Origin of the sequence: Qipengyuania flavescens (genome assembly GCF_029688735.1) — a bacterium.
In the GTDB taxonomy this organism is placed as follows: Bacteria; Pseudomonadota; Alphaproteobacteria; order Sphingomonadales; family Sphingomonadaceae; genus Qipengyuania.
In genome coordinates this window covers 316,186-334,955 of record NZ_JARULD010000001.1, presented here as the reverse complement: position 1 = coordinate 334,955, position 18,770 = coordinate 316,186, and the positions used below count along the sequence as shown (strand labels likewise).

The following is an 18,770-nucleotide window of genomic DNA, read 5'->3' as shown; positions in this document are numbered from 1 at the left end:
TTGTCCGGCGCTGCGGTGCATGGGGCACGGCTCTGGGCGCGCGGGTAGTGCGGGCCCTATAGCGCAAGGCGACGCGTTTGGCTCGTGGTTTTTTGTGCAATTGCGAAGGCTTGCTTCAGCTGTTGACAAAGCCCTTGGACTCAAACAGTTTCCGCCGGAACAGGGGAGCCAGCCTAATCGACAGGCGCGCACAATTGCTGGATGCCATGTCGGGGGTTGCCAAGGGCGACCGGCCCGCGCTGCATACCGTCTACGAAATGACGTCCGCCAAGCTGTTCGCGACGATCGTGCGGATCGTGCGGGAGCGTGAGCGCGCCGAAGACCTGCTGCAGGACGTTTACGTCAAGGTCTGGAAACGCGCCGCCCGCTTCGACCCTGCCAAGGGCAGCCCCATCACGTGGCTTTGCACGATTGCTCGTAACACGGCGCTCAACGATCTGCGCCGCAGTGCGCGCGGGGAGGAACTGGCGGGCGACACGCTGCCAGAGGTGGAAGACGACGACATCAAGCCCGCCGACGAATGGCTATGCGACATGGAAGACAATCGCGCGCTGGCGCGATGTCTCGAGAAATTGCAGGGCGACCATCGCCGGTCGATCAAGCTGGCGTTTTTCGAAGGCTATTCGCATTCGGAACTGGCGGAGAAGGTCAACGTGCCGCTCGGCACGATGAAGAGCTGGATCAGGCGCGGCCTTGCCGGGCTGAAAGGGTGCCTGGGTGGCTGACGATACCGCCATTGTGGAAGACGATCCCTTCGTCCGCGCAGGCGAATATGCTCTCGGCGTGCTCGAGGGCGAAGAACGCAGCGCAGCGCAGCGCTCCATGCTGAGCGATGCAAACTTCGCCGATGCCGTAGCATGGTGGGAGCGCCGCCTCGGTGCGATGGGCGAGGCCGCGGGTCGGATGCTGCCCTCACCGTCCGTCTGGGCCGGGATCGAAGCGCGGCTCGATGCGGAAGTGCAGACGGCAGTTGCGACCATGCCGGAGGCTTCGCGCGGACCCTCGGGCTGGAGCATCGCCACGGCGATTGCCGGGCTGGGGGCGGCAGCTGCCGCGCTCGTCCTGTTCCTCTCCACGCCCGAGACGGTCGAGACGCTGCCGCCTGGCGTGGCGCTTGCACCGAGCGAACAGTTCGTCGCGCAATTGCAGGACGAGGACGCCGGGCGCAGGCTTGCAGGCGTGGTAGATCCGCAGAACCGCCGCCTCTCGCTGTCGATCGACGGCTTTACGGCGGGCGAGGGCGAGGCACCCGAACTCTGGGTCATTCCGGAGGGCGGCGCACCGGTCTCGCTCGGGTCGATCCCGCAAAGCGGCAGCTTCGCGCGCGATCTCTCGGCACGCGAGGCCGAGCTGCTGGTGGCGGGTTCGACGCTTGCGGTCACGTTCGAAGAGGACACGGGCATTCCGCATGAGGCTCCGACACCGCCGATCCTTATTGCCGGCGCGCTCGACAGGGTCTGACGCTGCATTTTCTTTCTTTAAGAAACAACCACTTACCGTTTATCTGAAAACTTTGTTCATCCACGGTGCATCCGATCGGGCACCGTCCGGGTAGCTGCGCGCGCTGTCCCGGTCGGGACGGCAGCCGAGACCCGCAGGTCTTCGCGCAGCCCGGATGGTGATCGCCGTCCACTGTGGGAGGGGATGACCCGCGCAGATCGGCTTTCTGGTCCGAATAGGAAGAAAGCATATGATCAAGACAACCAACACCCGCCTGGCCGCCGCGCTGCTCGCCGGCACTGCGATGTTTGCGATGGCAACGTCGGCACAGGCCGACGGCACGCCAGAGTGCAATGACGCAAACACCAACTCTACCGAGTGCGGCACCGATGCGACCGCGACCGGCGACGGCGGCGTCGCCGTCGGTACCGGCGCGATTGCGGACGGCACAGATGCCGTCGCCGTCGGCAGCGACGACGAGGGCACCGCGCCCGCCACGGCGCGCGGCCCGTCCACCACCGCGATCGGCGGCGAAGCTTTCGCCGAAGGTCCGGGCGCCAGCGCCATCGGTTGGCGTTCGGCAGCGACCGGCGAGCGCGCCACGGCTGTCGGCCACCTTGCCACCGCGCAAGGCGAACGTTCGACCGCAGTCGGCGAGAATGCCGACGCGCAGTCCGATTTCAGCACCGCAATCGGCAATGAATCGGTAGCCAACGGCATCGACGCCCTCGCAGTCGGTGATAGCGCGATGGCCATGGGCAACTCGACCTCGGCCGTCGGCGGCGAGAGCGTTGCCACCGGTCCGGGCGCTAGCGCCTTCGGCTGGCGCGCCGAAGCCACCGCAGAGCGCGCCACCGCGCTGGGCCACCTTGCCACGGCACAGGGCGAACGCTCCACTGCCATCGGCGAGAATGCTGATGCGCAGACCGACTTCAGCACCGCCATCGGCAATGAATCGATCGCCAACGGCATCGACGCGCTGGCCGTGGGCGACACCGCCACAGCGATGGGCAACTCCACCACCGCAGTCGGCGGCGAGAGTGTCGCGACCGGTCCGGGCGCCTCGGCCTATGGCTGGCAGGCCCGCGCCAATGCGGAACGCTCGACCGCGCTGGGTCACCTCGCCACGTCCGACGGCTTCGCTTCGGTAGCCGTGGGTGAAGCGGCAGCGGCCCAGGGTCGCGGCGGCATCGCCATCGGCGGCAACACCGACGGCGGCGCATTCGGCGCGCTGGCGACTGACGATGCCGGCATTGCCCTTGGGGGCGACGCCGAAGCGCGCGGCGTCGGAGCGATTTCCATCGGTAGCGACGGCGACGGCGACGGCGACGGTTCGGTAGCCGATGGTGTCGACGCACTGGCACTTGGTGCCGATGCAATGGCGACGGGTAACTCGACCTCGGCCATCGGCGGCGAGAGCGTTGCCACCGGTCCGGGCGCGAGTGCCTTCGGCTGGCAGTCGGTTGCCGGTGCAGAGCGTGCCACTGCCGTCGGCCACCTCGCCACGGCGCAGGGTGTCCGCTCGGTAGCGGTCGGCGAGAATGCCGATGCACAGACCGACTTCAGCACCGCCATCGGTAACGAAGCCGTCGCCAACGGCATCGACGCACTGGCCATCGGCGACACCGCCATGGCGATGGGCAACTCGACCACCGCAGTCGGCGGCGAGAGCGTTGCCACCGGTCCGGGCGCAACCGCCTATGGCTGGCAGTCGAGCGCCGGAGCCGAACGCGCCACCGCGCTGGGCCACCTCGCCAATGCATCGGGCGTCCGCTCGGTCGCGGTCGGAGAAGCAGCCGCAGCCAGCGGCGACGGCGCAGTCGCCATGGGTAACGAAGCAGTCGCCTCGGGTGCGAACTCGGTCGCCATCGGCAACGGCGCGACCGCCACGAACGACGGACAGGTCGTCGTCGCCTCACTCGATGCGAGCAGCGGTTCGCAGGTCGGCCCGATCGCCTTCGTCACCGCAGATGCCAATGGCACGCTCGGCGTCAGCAGCTCCAACGGCTTGAGCAATCTTGCCAGCTTCAGCGACGTGCAGGCAAACTCGGCGGCGATCATGACCAACTCGATGCTGATCGCCAACAACACCGGCACCATCGCGGCCAATTCGGCAGCGATCTCGGACCTTCAGAACCAGACGAGCATCCTGTTCGACCTGGCGGACGAGAACAACACCCAGGCCCGCCGCGCCAATGAAGGTGTCGCGCTGGCCCTCGCCATGGAATCGCCGATCATCATGCCCGGCAAGACCTTCGGCGTGGCCGGCGGCTTCGGCTACTTCAACGAACGCGTCGCGGGTTCGGCCAGCTTCGGCTACCGCATCAGCGACAGCACGGTGTTCACCGGCGGCGTCGGCGTAGGCTTCGACTCCGGCGAGGTAGGCGCCCGGGCCGGCTTCCAGGCTTCCTGGTAAGCCCCAGGTCCGGTCCGCAAGCTTCCCTGCGGACCAGCAGGGAGGGGCGGGGCGCGAAAAGCGCTCCGCCCCTTTTTCGTTTGTAAGATAGATGGAGCGCAGCGCGCTCAGACGGTAAATTCGTTGACCGCACCCAGATTGTCGAAGCCGGCCACGCCGGCATCGGTCGTGTGGTAGAAGACGATCTGGTTCACCAGCGCATCGACATCCGCGCCATCCTGTCCCTGGAAAACCATGTCCCAGACATTGGCGAGGGTGATCTTCGCGCCCTTGTCGAACATCAGCGTCAGGTCGAGCGTGCCGTCGTTGTCGTAATCCTCGAGCCACCAGGCTTTCAGGCCCAGATCGTCACGGTCGTGGATCATGTCCTCATGAATATCGAAATCCGTGACGAAGTCGTGGCCTCCGGCCTTTTCGACCACAAAAATATCCGAACCTCCGCCGCCTGTCAGGATGTCGTTGCCGTGGCCACCCTCTAGCCAGTCGTCTCCGCCGTAGCCGATCAGCGTGTCGGTGCCGTTACCGCCATAGAGAAAATCGTCGCCTTCGCTGCCGTGCAGCACGTCGTTGCCGTTCCCGCCATACAGGGTCACCCCGTCGACCGCGCCATCGACGGTTATCGTCACGCGTGCGGTATGGGTCGCGCCGTTGGCGTCGACAACGGTATAGGTAAAGGTGTCGAGCAGGCTTTCGCCCTGCGCGAGCTCGTCGATCGCCCCGCCACGCGCGAAATAGCGCAGGCTTTGGGTCTCGGGATCGAATTCCACCCTGCCGGTCGTTCCGTCGGTATCGACCGACAGGATACGCAAGGCACCGCCGTCCGGATCCGCATCATTGCCGAGCAGCAATGCTGCAAGATCGTTCGCGACTCCGCCCTCGACGACCGAGAGGCTATCGTTTGCCGCGACTGGTGCCTCGTTGGCATCGAGCACCGACACGGTGAAGCTGCCCGAGGTGGTCAAACCTGCCGTGTCCGTCACGCGGCCTTCGAGGCTGTACTGCGCCAGCTCTTCGAAATTCAGCGGAGCAGTGGTCGTGATGACGCCAGTCGCTGCGTTGATCGCGAACAGGCCCCCTGCATCGTCGAACAGTTCGTAAGTCAGCCGATCGCCGAGTGTATCGTCGGCCACGAGCCGTCCGACCACCGTACCAGCGGCTGCATTCTCTACCACGCTGCTGCCCGCGAGGCGCAGGTTATCCGGCGCATTCGGAATGTAGAACCGCGTGACTTGCGGATCGTTGGCCGAGTTGCGACCGAGGCCGGCGAACTCCGAGTTGAGATGGACGATATCGTACTCGCCGCGTGAGAGCAGGCCACCGCTCAGCAGCGTGTGGTGCAATTGCTGCGTATTGCCATCGACGATGGAGGTATAGCGGTCGCCTGCATCGAGCCAGTTCGTAAGATTGGTCAGCAACCCGTCGTCCGTCAGCTGCCGCTGCGCTGCTTCCCACGTATAACCACCGAAACTACCGGTGAGCATGACGTTGGCGTCCGGATCGGCTGCCAGCATCGCTTCGATATATTCGTCCACCGCAGCAATCTGGTTGGTCCGCATGATCGTGCCCGCATGGTACGGATCCTGCACCGCGCCCCACAGCGGATCGCTGCCATATCGCGTGGTGAAGTGGACGTTGATCGTGGTCACTTCCTCGCCATTGAAGCTCCAGGTCGCGACTAGCGGGCTGCGCGTGCCGTCGAAGATGGCGTGGTCGATGACCTGCAGGCTCCCTTCGACCAGTTCCACGCGATCGGGCCGGTAGAGATAGCCGTTGCGGACATTGCCGTTTTCCTGCCCGGCGGTCGAATTGATCTCGTCCGGCGCGATCTCGACATAGACGTATCGCACGCCGGTTTGCTGGAAGATCGTTTCGATCAGGCGGTCGGCGGTCGCATGGCCCGACAGATCGGTTCCGGTGCCTTGGCCATCGGCATCCTGTACGCGCTGGACGGCGATGACATCGGGGGACTGCAGCCGGTTTACGATGTCGTTGGCGACCGAAGCGAAGCGCGCATCGTAGGGGTCGAGGTTCGACAGATCGTAGGTCGCGACGGTCAGGTGATTGGCATCGCCCCGGAATTCTGCGGTCTCGCGAGTGAGGCTGGCATCACGCGTAACGACGGCGCGCTCGGTCGCAACCAGCTCGTAGTGGTTGTAGCCATAGCCGAGGATGCCGGTGACGCTTGCCAGCTGATCTCCCACGGTCAGGTAAGGCTGGTCGTAGAGCCGGTCGTCGAGCTGGATCTGTTCGGGATTCCAGTCGCCTTCGCCGATGGCAAGTCCGCCGCGAATGGTCATGCCGGTCGCGCCGACGCCATGCGAAGCGACAAGGTAGGTCTCGCCATAGCTGTTGGTGTTGGAAATCGCCTGCGGCGTTTCCAGCGTCACGCCCATGCCTTCGAGCGATTCCCAGAAATCCAGGCCGTCGGTCTCCGGGTCGTAGGAACCGAGCGAGTCGTCCTCGATGACCGAGGTCGGCGGTAGAATGCCGTTGACACCGATCAGGATTGCCTCGGGAAGAGCGTTGCCGTGGCTGTGCACATTGACCGTCTGTGCGGTAATCTCCGTTATGGTCAGGCCCGCACCGCGCGCCTGCTCACCCACGACTCCGGTGACCGTGATCGCATCGCCGACGGCTACACCGGCGACAGAATGGCGAACGAAGATTGCGTCCGAGGTGGCACTGTCGCCATCGCCCACGGCCGATTGAAGCCAGAAGCCGCCGCGGTCGATGGCGGTGATGATACCCTGGGTCGAAACCGTCGCGCCCACATGAGCAGATACGTGGCCTGCGCCTTGGATCTCGTAAATTTCCAAAGAGGGAAGGGTCGGCACCTGGAGGCTGGCCGACTGTTTGCCGAGCAGCGTGGCGGCCGCGATCAGGTCATAGCCACCCCATGTAGCGGGGGCGTCGGACTCGATCGGCGAGGTTCGAGAGGCCGAAGTGGTGCGCTCGAGATAGGTAAAACGCGAAGCTACGATTTCCGACATGGACGGGGCCCGGATAGTTGATCAGGCTTGCCGCTCTACGACGCAAAGGTAAACGAAGGACTACGCAAAAACCGCAGAATCAAGGGATTTCACGGTTTGATGGTTAAGATTTAAGGCGCGAGTGTGGTTAATTTTTCGTACCTGCACGTGGGCGCCGATTTGCTCGGTTTTCCTACATCCTCGCCCAGTGCTATCCCCGCGCCGCTCTTTCCCATCGTCGGCATGCCTTTCGCGCACCCTGAGGTTTTTTCCGCCCTGGACTGTGTAACATGCGGTCCATGTTTGGGTACTCGCCCTCGGGCGGTCCAACATTCGTCCTACACGGGGGCTAGGCCTTCTTCACCCGCTTCCGCATCATCCCCTCCTGTGCCACGCTCGCTACCAGCTCGCCGGCGCGGTTGAAGATGCGGCCGCGGTTGTAGCCGCGGCCCGATCCGCTCCACGGGGCGTCGGTGGCGTAGAGGAGCCATTCGTCCGCGCGTGCCGGGCGGTGGAACCAGATCGCATGGTCGAGGCTGGCGCCGACCAGCTCGCCGCGCATCCAGCTGAGGCCATGGGGCAAGGCGCTGGTGCCGAGCAGCGTGTAGTCGCTGGCATAGGCGATCACCGCGCGGTGCAGCGCCGCATCGTCGGGCAGGGGCGCGCAGGTGCGGAACCAGCTGTGCGCGCGCGGCGGGCGCGGTTCGCTGTTCATCCAGTGCAGCTTGTCGTTGGTGCGCATGTCGATCGGGCGCGGGCGCAGGACGAACTTGCGCTGGTCCTCGCTCATGCGGTCGCCCATCCGCTCCACCATGGCGCGGCGCTGCTCCATGTCGGGCTTGAGCTCTTCGGGCGGCAACACGTCGGGCATGGTGGTGTCGTCGTGGGCAAGGCCGTCCTCGGGCCGCTGGAAGCTGGCGGTGAGATTGAGGATCGGCTTGCCTTCCTGCGAGGCGACCACGCGGCGGTTGGCGAAGCTGCGCCCGTCGAAGTCGCGCGCGGTGGCATAGGCGATGTCGACGCCTTCCTTGCCGCCGCGCAGGAAGTAGGCGTGGAGCGAGTGGGCCTCCAATCCCTCGGGCGCGGTGGCTTGCGCGGCCTGCAGCGCCTGGGCGATGACCTGGCCGCCGAACACGCGGCCGACGCCGCCGGGCTGCTGCGGAGCGCTGAACGCGTCCTCGCCATCGCGGGTGACGGTGAGCAGGCGGACGAGGCCTGCGACGAGTTGCTCGGGGGTCTGGGTGTCGCTCACCCGCATGGCTTTGCGGGGACCTTACGCTCGCGTCAAGCGGCGGATGATGCGCCAGCCGGTCGACTTGGCGCGGTTGGCGGCGGGCCACCGGCCGGGCGCGCGGGGGCTGAGGCCGATGCGGCGCAGCGCGGCGTTGAAGCAACGCGTTTCGGCCTCGGCATAACTCCAGCCGCTGCGCCAGGTTATCGAGAGCGAAATAGAGCTCGCCGGCCCGTTGCGGACGAAATGCGGGGCCATGACGGGGACGTAGACCGCCTCGCCGGGGTGGATGGTGAAGGGGGTGCCGCCGGCCAGTAGGTCTTCGGACCACGGCAGTTCGCGCGCGCCGCCGCGGTGGTAGCTTTCGTGGCAGGTGTCGGGCGCAAAGCGGGGGTTGCCGGCGGGAAACTGGGTCATGGTCTTGGACCCGGTCAGCTGGAGCAGAATGTTGTGTTCCGGATCGTAGTGATAAGGCGTGACGGCGTCGGGGCTGGAGATGAAGACGAAGGCCTGCGGGGTGAGCATCGGGCCGGTCGTCGCCTCGATGGCGGGGCGCAGCTCTTCCAGCAGGCCCATCAGCAGGTCGCGGTATTCGGGGACCTGCTCGATGTTCTTGAGCACCGCCCAGCTGTCGCTGGTGGCGATGTGGCGGATGGTCTCCTCGATCGTGAGGCCGTTGCTGCCGGGCTTGCCGTCGACTCCGACGGGAAGATTGCCGCGGTTGTACTCGATGCTGGCGTCGGGAAGCTGCCCGGCAAGCGAGGTCAGCGCGTCGAGCGTCAGCCGCTCGTCGAGCTGGAGGCGGTGGGCGAGGGTGTGCGGGGTCTCGGGATAGTTGGCGGCGAAGGTCGCCAGAGTATCCTGGGGAAAGACCTGCGTCGTTTGCTGATGCGCGAGATCGGGGTCGTGGACCGTCACCGGCGCTGCTCCATCCGCCAAGCCTCGATCCGCGCCCACAGCTTGCCCAATTGTCGCCGCCAGCTGCGACCGGCCTCGACCGTGATTGAGACCATCTCGCGCTTGTCTCGCCAGATCCGCTCTATCATCGGGTGATCCGGTGCTGCGCAGCTGTCGCACCAGGCGAGCTCCGGATCGTCCAGCAGGGCCAGGTTCTCGACCTGGAGCTGCATGCCGGGCGAATACCGCGCGTACTCTTCGTCGAACGCGGTCTTGAAGGAGAAGCTGCCGGGATGTGCGAGGAAAGTGGCCAGCATTGCAATCGGTTTGCCGTCGAGTGTCAGCGACAGGCGCTCGAGCCGGCCCAGCTCCGCAGCACGGGTGAGCGCCTGAATGAACAGCGCGGTCGTGTGAGTGTCCGAGGCCAGCGAGGAGCAGCTGTCGCCTTTCCAGCCCTTGGTCTCGAGCAAGAGAAAGTCCTCGGTCCAGCGTTGCAGGCCTTCCTGCGCTCGCGACCGTACGGTTTCGACTGTGCCGAGCTCTTCTAGGCGCCTTCGCTGGCGACGGAGCTCTTTGCGGGCTTTCGGCGTCATGGCATGCGCCAGATGGGCTTCAGGCGTGCTCCCGCGATTGAGAACAGCCCGACTCTCACGGTGCACGATCTGCATTTGGCGATGCTGCGAAAGGCTGACTTTCTGAAGTGCGCGAGTCACCGCGCAGTCGGCAGGCAGGTGCGAGAAATGCGCGAACCACGACGTGCCAGCTTGCCGGTCGCAGGTTGCCAGATAGGCGGTCCAGAAGGCCTCCTCATAGCCCGCTTCGACGAGCGGAACGCCGCAGAACATATTGGCGTGGAGCCAGTTTGCACAATGCGGAAGTCGGCGACCGTGGTAGTCGCTTGTCGAGGTGGACGGCATCACCGCGCGAAGTTGACCGCCGTCGACCAGCAGGGCGAGCGAAACCTCTCCCTCCGGATCGAAAATGGAGAGCGATGGCACGAGGAAACCCGCTTCAAAGAACGCGTTCGGAGTGGAAGCATGGTCGGCGAGCCGGCTCCAGGATGCCTGGAGCCCGTCCAGATCCACGTTTCGCCAATCGAGCAGATGAAACCGATCGGGAAGACCGCACGATGCGGCTCTCGGCATCGTGCCGAGCTTGCTCGCCTGTGCGAGGCCGCCCCTGTGCATCGTTTTCGCCTCCCTCGACACGCATGCGACCGCTTGTCGATGGCCGTTCATATCAGGGGAGGAGTTAAGATGCAGCTTGCGAACTCGGAGCGTACCGCAACGGGGCAAACTCGCTGGTGAATATGAAAGCCCCGCCCGGATCGCTCCGGACGGGGCAAACGTAGTTACCGATTTTTCGGATCAGTCGAAACTGACGAGTGCCGGTGCGCTGTCCCCGTCGGAGGGGATGTACGCCGGATTATACTTCTCCAGCCAGGCGTAGGCTTCTTCGATCCACTGGATGTGCACGTCGTCATAGGGGAGGTTGTGGGTCCCCTGTTCCTGTACGATGTAGCGGAAATCCCGGCCTTCGACCTTCCCCGACTTCTTCAGATTGTCGACCAGGGTGTCGGACTGTTCCATCGGGATTCGCGCGTCGCGCTTTGCCGCCACGATCAGGATCGGGGCCCAGGGGCCATCGGTATTGCGTGCGGACGAAATGCCCTCGGGATCCTCGGACGTTGCTTGGAAGCCACTGTTGAAGCGGCCAAGGTTCCGCGCGTCCCACTTGTTCATCAGCGGCATGTCGTAGACGCCGGCCCCGGCGATCGCGCATTTCCAGACGTTCGGATCGCGCTGGGCACCGCGAGCGGCCGCATAGCCGCCATAGGACCAGCCCATGATGCAGGCCCGGTTCGGATCGATCACGCCCTTCTCGCCATAGGCAGTGAGGATGTCGTTGAGATCGTCCTGCATACGCTTGCCATAGCCGCCCGGCTCACGGCCCATCTCTTCAAAAGCGCGGCCATAGCCGCCCGAGCCGCGATAGTTCGGCTGAATGACGACATAGCCCTGTTCGGCGAGCGGCTGGTTCCACGGCTCCGTGCTGTTTGTGGCCGATTGCACACCGAAGGGGCCGCCATGGGGCATGACCACGACGGGGAGGTTCTTCTCGCCCATGCGATGGCGCGGATAGGTCACGATCGCCTGGATCCGGGTACCGTCGCTGGCGGTATACCATTCCGCCTTGACCGGATTGAGCGGCGCGTCCTTGAGCGCGGTCCGCGTCCAGTTCAACAGTCGCAGCGAACCCGACTGCGTGTCGTAAAGATAGTAGCCGCCTTCGCGCCGCATTCCGCCGCCGTATACGATGACCTTGCTGAAATCGTCCGTGTAATCGACGATTACCGCTTCGTCCTGACCAAAGACCTCTTCCAGCCCGCCCTTGATCGCTTTCAGGGTCGGATCGGTAAAGACGCGGCGCATGGTGCCATCGAAGGTGTAGTAACCGACGACCTTGGTGTTGTCCTGATTGGTAATGATGCCCTGCAGGTCGTAGCCTTCGACTTCGAAAATCGGCTCGCCAAGCTGCATGGTGTTCATGTTCATGCGGTAGAGCTTGTCGTAACCATCCTCGCGGCTGATCACATACGCGTCGTCCGTCCCGGGAATGAACATGCGCGGGCTAGGCAGCGTACCGGTGAAGCTGGCGTCCGCCTCGTTGTAAACGGTTTTGAAATTCGCGTCGTTTTCCGAACGGTAGAGCATGCGCACTTTGCCGTTCTTGCTATCGCTGTTGAAGCCGGCGCGGACCATGCCATTGCCATCGGCCACCCAGCCCCTGACGACCGGGTTGGTGCGCTGGACGGTTTTGTAGCTGCCATCGGACACATCGACTTCGACGACTTCGGGGATGCCCCAGCGCTCGGTGCTGGTGGCCACGCTGTCGCGCTGGAGCAGATAGGTCCCGTTATCGTGATTGATGTTCAGTATCTGGCCTGCATCGAAGCCGGCGTCGCGCCAGGCTTGCTGCACCATTTCACCGCTATTGATATCGTAGGCGACCAGGCGGCGGAAATCGGCCAATTGACCGTTCATGTTTTCACGGCTGATGACCGTCATGACGACGTGATCGTTGCCGACCCAGCGGAAGCTGGTCATCGTCCGCTCGCCGGCCTCGCGCGCTTCTTCGGAGGCGAGGATCAGCTTCGGCGGGGTGCCGAGGTTCTCCAGATCGAGAAGCACGAGGACTTCACGACCACCCTGTCCGGTACGATAGGCCAGATGGCGGCCGTCGGGCGAAATGCGCGTGCCGCTCATATTAGCCTGCTTGACGAACTCGGCGACCGGAATGCGACCGTCGACGAGTTCGGGTACCTGCGGAGCCGCTTCCTGAGCGGCGGCCTGCGGTGCGACCGCGATGGAAGTGGTGGCGAGCGCGAGCGCTACGGCGCTCGACGCGCGCAGAGCGAGCTTGGCAATAATCATGATGCAGTCCTGCGTCCCTAAGTGAGTCCCAAGGACAGAGATCCTGAGCAAACCCCTCGCTCGATCGTGAAATGATCGCCCCTGTCCACTATCTATAATGCAATTCGGCGGCTGAACTTCAAGTGAAAACCCCGCCCGGATCGCTCCGGACGGGGTCTTTTCCCACGAAGATTGGAGGTGATTAGCCTGCCGCGAGCGCTGCCAGCAGCAGCAAAGCGACGATGTTGGTGATCTTGATCATCGGGTTCACGGCCGGGCCCGCGGTGTCCTTGTAAGGATCGCCCACAGTATCTCCGGTCACGGCAGCCTTGTGGGCTTCGGAGCCCTTGCCACCGTGGTTTCCGTCTTCGATGTATTTCTTCGCATTGTCCCATGCGCCGCCGCCGGCAGTCATGGACAGCGCCACGAAGATACCGCCGATAATCACGCCGAGGAGCAGGGCCCCGACGGCGGCAAAGGCGTTCTCCTGGCCGGCCAGGAACAGGATCGCGAAATAGACCACGATCGGTGCCAGCAGGGGCAGCATCGACGGCAGGATCATTTCCTTGATCGCAGCCTTCGTCACGAGGTCCACCGTACGGGCGTAGTTCGGCTTGCTGGTGCCAGCCATGATGCCCTTGTCGTTGGCGAACTGTTCGCGCACGTCGACCACCACGTCACCGGCTGCGCGGCCAACGGCGGTCATGCCCATGGCGCCGAACAGATACGGCAGCACCGCGCCGAGCAGCAGGCCGACGATGACGTAAGGGTTCTCGAGGCTGAAATCGACGTCCGCCTCGGGGAACAGTTTCGCCAAGTCGGTCGTGTAGGCGGCGAACAGCACCAGCGCGCCGAGGCCCGCCGAACCGATCGCGTAGCCCTTGGTCACGGCCTTGGTGGTGTTCCCGACCGCGTCGAGCATGTCGGTCTTCTCGCGAACGCTGTCGTCAAGACCGGCCATTTCGGCGATGCCGCCTGCATTGTCCGTCACCGGGCCATAGGCGTCGAGCGCCACGACCATGCCCGCCAGCGCCAGCATGGCGGTGGCCGCATAGGCGATGCCCATGAGTCCGGCGAGCTGGAAGGTGGCGATGATGCCGGCCACGATTACAAGCGTGGGCAGGGCAGTCGATTCAAGGCTGATCGCGAGGCCCTGGATCACATTGGTGCCGTGGCCCGTTTCCGAGCTCTTGGCGATCGAGCGCACCGGACGGTAGTTGGTGCCCGTATAATACTCGGTGATCCAGATTATGAGGCCGGTAATTGCCAGGCCGATCACCGAGCAGATGAACAGGTCCATGCCGGTGAAGGCAGTGACCTGCTCTGCCGTGCCTTCCTCGGCCAGCGGAGCGCCCTGATCGACGCCTGCCACCGCACCGCCGATTTCGGTGCCGATCCCGCCTAGCGCGAAGCTGATGACGAGGTAGATCAGCGGGATCGCCAGCACGGCGGAAACGATGAAGCCTTTGTACATCGCGCCCATCACATTCGTGCCGCCCTTGGAGAGCTTCACGAAATATGTGCCGACGATGCTCGTCAGGATGCACGCACCGCCGATCAGCAGCGGTAGCGCCATCATCGGCAAGAGCAGGTCGCCCAGCACATCGCTGAACAGCAACGCGGTGAGCACCATGGTCACACCGACGGTGACGACATATGTCTCGAACAAATCGGCGGCCATGCCGGCGCAGTCGCCGACATTGTCGCCCACGTTGTCGGCAATCACGGCGGGGTTGCGCGGATCGTCTTCGGGAATGCCCGCCTCGACCTTGCCGACGAGGTCGGCACCGACGTCGGCAGCCTTGGTGAAGATACCGCCGCCCAGACGCGCGAAGATGGAGATCAGCGAGGCACCGAAGGCAAGGCCAACGAGGCCGTAGACCACTTCGTCGCTATCGGGAGCAAAGCCTGCCGGACCGACGAGATACCAGAAGAAAACCGCGATCGAGAGCAGGGCGAGGCCTGCAACGAGCATGCCGGTAATCGCACCTGCGCGGAACGCCAGCGTCAGCCCCTGCTGCAAGCCGCTTTGCGCGGCTGCTGCAGTGCGGACATTGGAGCGCACCGAGATATTCATCCCGATAAAGCCGGCAACGCCCGACAGCACCGCACCGATGACGAAGCCGATCGCCGGCATCAGGCCGAGGAACACGAACACCAGCACGGCGACGACCACGCCGACCATGCCGATGGTTGTGTACTGGCGCTTCAGATAGGCTTGCGCGCCCTCCTGGATGGCGCCGGCGATTTCCTGCATTTTTTCATTGCCGGCACCCGAACGGAGCACCTGGCGGCTGGTAACGAAGCCGTAAATGACGGCAAGCAGTCCCAACCCGATCGATATGAGAACTAGGTCCACGGAAAATTCCCCCTCCCGATTGTTTATGTCTTGTGACGCCCGTCGTTTGAAATGCGGGCGGTTGTAGGCAGAGGTATACGGGCCATGTCTTGCGTGACAAGGCCGAAAAGCGCAGCAATCCGCGCCTGTCGATTACCGGTCGTGCAAGTCTCTAATGCTGGTAGCCGAGCGGCCGATTTGGATCGGGCGGTAAACCGTCGAGCAGGAGGGGTGTCGAACCCTTGTCCAAAACCGACCCGATACGCGTGGCGGCGATGGGCAATGCGGTTTCGGGAGATGCGGTGAAGAGCAGTTGGTAGTCGTCGCCCCAGCGTATGCAGTCTTCGAAGCGAGCATTGTCCGCGACCGGGATGCGAGCGCTATCCAAGGCAAACGTCGTACGGCTGGCGCGGGACATCCGCTCGGCGTCCAGTAGCAAGCCGTCGCTCACGTCCATCATGGCGCTCACATGCGGGGCGAGGGCGATACCTTCCTCAAGCAATGGCTTCGGGCGGAGATAGGCGTGTTCGAACCCTCCAAAACCTTCGAACCCGAGCATAGCTTTCCCGAGTGCGCCCGTAATGAAAATTGCATCGCTTGGCCTGGCACCGCGCCTGTCGGGTACTGGGCAGTGGGCGGCACTGCCAATCGCGGTGCAGCCCCACACACGTCTTCCCGTACCGCCAACGGTATCGCCGCCGAAGAGGGAGACGTCGTGATGTGCAAGGACTTCGCTCAGTCCCAGAACGAAGCGATCGTCGTCCTCGCCGAGCATGTGCGATACGAGGACGCCCAAAGGGCGCGCGCCCTTTGCGGCAAGATCCGAGAGATTTACCGCAATGAGCTTCCACGCAATATCGGCCGGATCGTCGGTATCGCGCACATGGACGCCTTCGACAATCGTGTCGTGCGTGATGACAAGCGTTTGCTTGCCGAACTCGATGACTGCAGCATCGTCATCCAGACCGCGAGCTTCGGGCGCTTTCGCCAATGCGCGAAGCGAGGCGATGAAGGTGTTTTCCGCTGACATCTCTATTGGAAATCAGCGCTTGGCGTTCGCTAAAAGTGCTCGCCAGGGCGAGGTCAACGGAGTCTTCTCAACTCGTCGATGGCGGGACTTGCCACGTCCAACTCGTTGGATTCACTTGCCAAGCGCAACCATTTGCGAGCCATGTTCCCGTCCTCCTTCACTCCGATCCCGCGAGCATAAGCGGTGCCGAGAAGCAGCATCGAGCGGTGGTCGCCACGATTTGCTGCTTTGGTGAACCAGTCGATCGCAGCGGCAGGCGAATATGCTACGCCTTTGCCATTGGCGGACAGCCAGCCGAGCTCGCGCATCGCCCATGTGTCGCCAGTTTCTGCCAGCGAGCGAAGTGAAGGAATGGCAATGTCGAAATCGCCTTGCCTCAACCATGCTTCGATATTGTGTCGCAGCGACGAGTCCGAGGAGTAACGCTCTGTGGCATTACCCGGCCGAATATTCGAGATGGTCGAGGTTTCATTCGACGAATGCGTGTTTCCCCAACCGGTGTCCGGCAGAAAGGCAACGCTGAATGCTGCAAGGAATGCGACTGCTCTCAACATCGGGTCACCTCGTTAATGCGATCCAAGCAATGGGACCACGGAACGGAACTGAAAGCAAGATTTAGCGCCCGACCTCTTTTGCAACCGCATCGAGGATGCCGTTCACGAACTTCGCCTCGCGGTCGTCGAAGAAGGCTTTGGCGACGTCGACATATTCGCTGATCGACACAGCCTTGCCGACATCCTGCCGGGCGAGCAGTTCGTAGGTTCCGGCCCGCAGGATCTGGAGCATGGTCTTGTCGAGCCGCGCCAGCGTCCAGCCTTGCGCGAGGCGGGCGGTCAGCAAACCGTCGACCTCCTCGCGCCGCGCATCCACACCGGCCACGACATCGTCGAAGAAGTCGACGTCCGCCTCGGCGTACTCGTCGTCTTCGATCACGCGGCCGAGGCGGTGCTGGTGAAACTCGTCGAGCAGCTTGGCGAGCTTCGTGCCCTCCATCTGCTGCTGGTAGAGCGCCTGCACGGCGCCGAGGCGGGCGGCGCTGCGGGCCTGGCTGCGTTTGGTCTGGGTCACTTGTTCAGTCTCACGGAAATCGAAAGGCCGTGCGCTGGCAGGCCTTCGGCCTCGGCCAGCTTGACGGCGGCGGGGCCGATGGCGGCCAGCGCCGCGTCGGAGGCGTCGATGAAGCTGGTGCGCTTCATGAAGTCGAGCACCGACAGCCCGCTGGCAAATCGCGCGCGGCGCCCGGTGGGAAGGACGTGGTTGGGGCCGGCGACATAATCGCCGACCGCTTCGGGTGTATGCTTGCCGAGGAAGACGCTGCCGGCATGCCGCAGCTTGTCGAACATCGCCTGCGGATCGGCGACCATCAGTTCCGCATGCTCGGCGGCGAGGCGATCGGCGAGGGCAGGGGCCTGATCGAGACTGTCGACGATGACGATCAGACCATGCGCATCCCAGCTGGCGCGCGCGGTCTTGCCGGTGGGTAGCGAGAGGAGCGCGCGGTCGATACTGTCGCGGACCATGCCTGCGAGCGGCGCGTCGTCGGTGATGAGGATCGACTGGCTGGTCGGATCGTGCTCCGCCTGGCTCAGCAGGTCGGCGGCGATCCAGTCCGGGTCGTTGTCCTTGTCGGCGATGACGAGGATCTCGCTTGGACCTGCGACCATGTCGATGCCGACAACGCCGAAGAGCTGGCGCTTGGCTTCCGCGACCCAGGCATTGCCGGGACCGGTGATGACATCGACCTTGCCGATGCGTTGCGTGCCGTAGGCGAGGGCGCCCACGGCCTGCGCGCCGCCGACGCGCCAGACCTCGTCCACGCCCGCGATATGGGCTGCGGCAAGAACAAGCGTATTGCTCTCGCCCTTGGGTGTCGGCGTGACGACCACGAGCCGCTCCACTCCCGCGACCTTCGCAGGAACGGCATTCATCAGCAGCGAGGATGGATAAGCCGCGCGGCCGCCCGGCACGTAAAGCCCCGCGGCATCGACCGGCAACCAGCGCGCGCCGAGGCGCATGCCGATGTCGTCGGTATAGTCGCGGTCTTCGGGCAGCTGGCTTTCGTGATAGGCACGGATGCGATCGGCTGCGAGTTCGAGCGCGTCGCGCAGCTCGCCATCGAGCGCGTCGTAGGCCGCCTTGCAATCCTCGGTGGAAATGCGCCAGTCGCTATCGCTGGTCAACCGGTGCTGGTCGAAGCGGGCGGTATAATCCACCAGCGCCGCATCGCCGCGTTCTTTCACTTCGTTGAGGATATTCGCGACATCGCGGGCGACGTTGCTGTCGCTCTCGCGCCGGTCGCGCACGACCTTGTCGAACTTCGCCTCGAAATCGGCGTCGGAGGTGCGGAGCAACTGCATCAGGCGGCCTTGCGCTCGCTGGCGTCGCGGCGAAATGCCTCGACAAGTGCGGCGACCCGCGGGTCGGTCTTGAGCGCGGCGCGATTGACGATAAGGCGGGCGGTGATGTCGATGATGTGCCCGGTCTCGACCAGCCCGTTCTCCTTGAGCGTCTGGCCCGACGAGACGAGGTCGACGATCCGGCCGCAGAGGCCGAGCCACGGGGCGATTTCCATCGCGCCGTTGAGCTTGACGCATTCGGCCTGCACTCCCTGTCGCTCGAAAAAGCGACGGGTAAGGTTGGGATATTTCGTCGCGACCCTAACGTGGCTGGCCCCGTCGACACTTGCCGCACCTTCCTTCGGCTCGGCAACCGCCAAATGGCAGTGACCGATGTCGAGATCGACCGGCGCATAGAGATCGGCGTAGTCGAATTCCTCGATCACGTCGGAGCCGACGATGCCCATCTGCGCCGCGCCATGCGCCACGAACGTCGCCACATCGAAGGCGCGCACGCGGATCAGGCGCATGTCGTCGCGGGTCGTGCCGAAGGTGAGCGAGCGGTTGGCCTTGTCGTGGAACGCCTCTTCGGGCACCACGCCGGCGCGCGCCATGACGGGCAGGGCCTCGTCGAGTATCCGCCCCTTGGGCACGGCAAAGGTCAGGCTGTCGCTCATGGCCGCGCAGATAGGCAGCGAAG

General features: G+C 64.2%; 14 protein-coding genes. 3 read left to right on the top strand and 11 right to left on the bottom strand.

Translation table 11 applies throughout. From position 1 onward, the window contains the following. Positions 1-206: 206 nt before the first annotated feature. The 3 genes from P8R33_RS01695 to P8R33_RS01685 all read left to right on the top strand — a co-directional run bounded on the left by P8R33_RS01695 (position 207) and on the right by P8R33_RS01685 (position 3,856). Positions 207-725 carry a sigma-70 family RNA polymerase sigma factor gene (locus tag P8R33_RS01695; protein ID WP_278327258.1) on the top strand — a complete coding sequence of 173 codons (519 nt, stop codon included), beginning with the start codon at positions 207-209 and terminating at the stop codon, positions 723-725. Next, positions 718-1,461 (top strand): anti-sigma factor, encoded by a 744-nt coding sequence (locus P8R33_RS01690; RefSeq protein ID WP_278327257.1) that lies wholly within the window; start codon positions 718-720, stop codon positions 1,459-1,461. The genes P8R33_RS01695 and P8R33_RS01690 overlap by 8 nt, the downstream gene beginning before the upstream one ends. A 229-nt stretch (positions 1,462-1,690) precedes the next feature. After that, complete coding sequence (locus tag P8R33_RS01685) at positions 1,691-3,856, top strand: hypothetical protein (RefSeq protein WP_278327256.1); 2,166 nt, start codon at positions 1,691-1,693, stop codon at positions 3,854-3,856. A gap of 107 nt (positions 3,857-3,963) precedes the next feature. On the opposite strand, the gene P8R33_RS01680 is transcribed toward P8R33_RS01685, so the two are convergent. The 11 genes from P8R33_RS01680 to hisG form a co-directional block, all read right to left on the bottom strand. Next, positions 3,964-6,846, bottom strand: coding sequence for a DUF8508 domain-containing protein (locus tag P8R33_RS01680; protein WP_278327255.1), 2,883 nt, complete (start codon positions 6,844-6,846; stop codon positions 3,964-3,966). 328 nt (positions 6,847-7,174) lie between these two features. Continuing rightward, entirely contained in the window at positions 7,175-8,077 is a 903-nt protein-coding gene (locus P8R33_RS01675) for an acyl-CoA thioesterase (protein WP_278327254.1), read from the bottom strand. A 21-nt stretch (positions 8,078-8,098) separates the two neighbouring features. After that, on the bottom strand, positions 8,099-8,974 hold the full coding sequence (locus P8R33_RS01670) for a cupin domain-containing protein (protein ID WP_278327253.1): 876 nt from the start codon (positions 8,972-8,974) through the stop codon (positions 8,099-8,101). Next, entirely contained in the window at positions 8,971-10,140 is a 1,170-nt protein-coding gene (locus P8R33_RS01665; RefSeq protein WP_278327252.1) for a GNAT family N-acetyltransferase, read from the bottom strand. The genes P8R33_RS01670 and P8R33_RS01665 overlap by 4 nt, the downstream gene beginning before the upstream one ends. Before the next feature lie 180 nt (positions 10,141-10,320). After that, positions 10,321-12,387 carry an alpha/beta hydrolase family protein gene (locus P8R33_RS01660; protein WP_278327251.1) on the bottom strand — a complete coding sequence of 689 codons (2,067 nt, stop codon included), beginning with the start codon at positions 12,385-12,387 and terminating at the stop codon, positions 10,321-10,323. A 181-nt stretch (positions 12,388-12,568) separates the two neighbouring features. Continuing rightward, the gene (locus P8R33_RS01655) at positions 12,569-14,725 is read right to left on the bottom strand and encodes a sodium-translocating pyrophosphatase (RefSeq protein WP_278327250.1); all 2,157 of its coding nucleotides are present in this window, start codon (positions 14,723-14,725) and stop codon (positions 12,569-12,571) included. Positions 14,726-14,876: 151 nt separating this feature from the next. After that, complete coding sequence (gene thiL / locus P8R33_RS01650) at positions 14,877-15,734, bottom strand: thiamine-phosphate kinase (protein ID WP_278327249.1); 858 nt, start codon at positions 15,732-15,734, stop codon at positions 14,877-14,879. A 53-nt stretch (positions 15,735-15,787) separates the two neighbouring features. Continuing rightward, on the bottom strand, positions 15,788-16,288 hold the full coding sequence (locus tag P8R33_RS01645; RefSeq protein WP_278327248.1) for a tetratricopeptide repeat protein: 501 nt from the start codon (positions 16,286-16,288) through the stop codon (positions 15,788-15,790). A 61-nt stretch (positions 16,289-16,349) separates the two neighbouring features. Further along, positions 16,350-16,802, bottom strand: coding sequence for a transcription antitermination factor NusB (nusB, locus tag P8R33_RS01640; RefSeq protein ID WP_278327247.1), 453 nt, complete (start codon positions 16,800-16,802; stop codon positions 16,350-16,352). Next, positions 16,799-18,091 carry a histidinol dehydrogenase gene (gene hisD / locus P8R33_RS01635; RefSeq protein ID WP_278327246.1) on the bottom strand — a complete coding sequence of 431 codons (1,293 nt, stop codon included), beginning with the start codon at positions 18,089-18,091 and terminating at the stop codon, positions 16,799-16,801. Before hisD ends, nusB begins: the two co-directional genes overlap by 4 nt. Next, the gene (gene hisG, locus P8R33_RS01630; RefSeq protein WP_278327245.1) at positions 18,091-18,747 is read right to left on the bottom strand and encodes an ATP phosphoribosyltransferase; all 657 of its coding nucleotides are present in this window, start codon (positions 18,745-18,747) and stop codon (positions 18,091-18,093) included. Before hisG ends, hisD begins: the two co-directional genes overlap by 1 nt. Positions 18,748-18,770 lie beyond the last annotated feature (23 nt).